The organism is Pseudomonas emilianonis, from assembly GCF_023072625.1.
Classification (GTDB): Bacteria; Pseudomonadota; Gammaproteobacteria; order Pseudomonadales; family Pseudomonadaceae; genus Aquipseudomonas; species Aquipseudomonas paraveronii.
In genome coordinates this window covers 1-1,721 of sequence record NZ_JAKNRV010000619.1, presented here as the reverse complement: position 1 = coordinate 1,721, position 1,721 = coordinate 1, and the positions used below count along the sequence as shown (strand labels likewise).

Here is a 1,721-nt window from a genome sequence, read left to right as displayed (position 1 = left end):
CGGCAACCAGCCGTCGCTGCGCCCATCGGTGGCGGCGCCGACGCGCACCCACGGGCTGCCGTCGACGTCCTTGCGCTGATACACGTAGAGCACGGAAAACGCCGGCAGGGCTTTGCCTGGTGTGCTGCCGGCATCGCTGGAGAGTTTCGCGCCGGGCTTGCTGAGCACGCGCTGGAACAGGGTTTTCTTGCCCGCCATCAGCAAGGGTCGTTGACCACCGTCCATTTCGGCAACCGCCACGGGTGGCATCACCTTGGGCACGACCGCAGCTGGTGGCTTGGCAGGCTGATCACTGCCGCTCAACCACCAGTAACTGGCGCCACCAATCGCCAACGCAACCGCCACCGCCACGGCGGCCAACGCCAACACCGGCCCACGGCGCTGCTCGGACACCGTGTGGTGTGGGGTTGGCGGCACCACCGGCTGACGCACGGGTTGTGGCTGGGGTTTATCGGTGGGAATGTCGATGGTGACGGGCGTCATGCCCGCCAGGTCAAAACTCAGCGGAATCGGCAACGGCCGCACCAGCGTGGCGTCCGGCGACTCTGTCGGCAGTTGATCCAGCGCCAGCAGCAACGCCGCCGCATCCGGAAAACGCTCCGCCGGGTCCTTGGCCAACAGCTTGCGCAGCACCTCTTGATAACGCCCGTGATGCAGCGGCAGCTCCGGCAGCGGCTCGGTCAGGTGGGCCAGCGCCGTGGAGAGCGCATCGGTGCCGTTATAAGGCAGCTTGCCGACGAGGATCTCGTAGAGCACCACGCCCAGCGCATACAGGTCCGCACGGCCATCAATTTCCTGGCCCCGCGCCTGCTCCGGGCTCATGTAGCTCGGCGTGCCCACGGCGAAACCGGCCTGGGTGAACTGGGTGCGGTCGTCCAGGGATTTGGCGATGCCGAAGTCCGACAGCACGGCGGTGCCATCGGCGCGGAACAGAATGTTCGCCGGCTTGACGTCACGGTGGACCAGCCCTCGGGCATGGGCGTAACCCAGGGCCGAAGCGATCTGGCGGATCAGCGTGAGGCCTTGCTCCGGCGTGAGGCCCGCAGCGATGCGCTCCTTGAGCGTGCCGTTGGGCAGGTATTCCATGGCCATGTAATACAGCTCACCGACATTGCCGATGTCATGGATGGTCACCGTGTGCGGGTGCGACAGCCGCGCCAGGGTCTTGCCCTCGCGCAGGAAGCGTTCGCAGAAACTCGGGTCCGCCGCCAGCGCTGCAGCCATCACCTTTAACGCGACCTTGCGCTCCAGCGAGCGCTGGGTCGCCAGGTACACGCTGGCCATGGCGCCTTCGCCGATCTCGCCTTCGATGTCGTAGCCCGGGATCACGATGTTCATGCCGATACCTTCACGACGATGGCGGTGATGTTGTCCGGTGCGCCTCGGTTAAGCCCCAGGTGGACCAGGCTGCGCACGATTTCATCCGGTGCGTCATGGTTGAGCACTTCACGGATCTCATGATCTTCGACGGTCTTGTTCAGGCCATCGCTGCACAGCAGGTAGCTGTCGCCGGGGGCGATCAGCAGGTCGACCACCGCCAGTTCCAGTTGGGCTTCCACGCCGATGGCACGGGTGACGATGTTGGCGCGCGGATGCACAAACGCCAGGAACGGACTGCTGACGGTTTTCAGGCTGAGCAGGATCGGCACCGTACACACGGTGCCCAGCGCGCCGAACCACAGCATCGAATTACGCCGACCAATCTTGTCGGCCAGCATGCC

1 protein-coding gene and 2 pseudogenes are annotated in these 1,721 nt (G+C 65.4%); all 3 read right to left on the bottom strand.

Translation table 11 applies throughout. The features are described 5' to 3' along the window. A partial coding sequence (locus L9Z73_RS30115; RefSeq protein WP_247408582.1) for a serine/threonine-protein kinase occupies positions 1–1,338 on the bottom strand: 1,338 nt, incomplete at its 3' end. Further along, positions 1,335–1,604, bottom strand: a pseudogene (locus L9Z73_RS30110) (PP2C family protein-serine/threonine phosphatase); the annotation flags it as partial. The pseudogene L9Z73_RS30110 and the gene L9Z73_RS30115, both read right to left, overlap by 4 nt. Next, positions 1,599–1,721, bottom strand: a pseudogene (locus L9Z73_RS30105) (hypothetical protein); the annotation flags it as partial. The pseudogenes L9Z73_RS30110 and L9Z73_RS30105, both read right to left, overlap by 6 nt.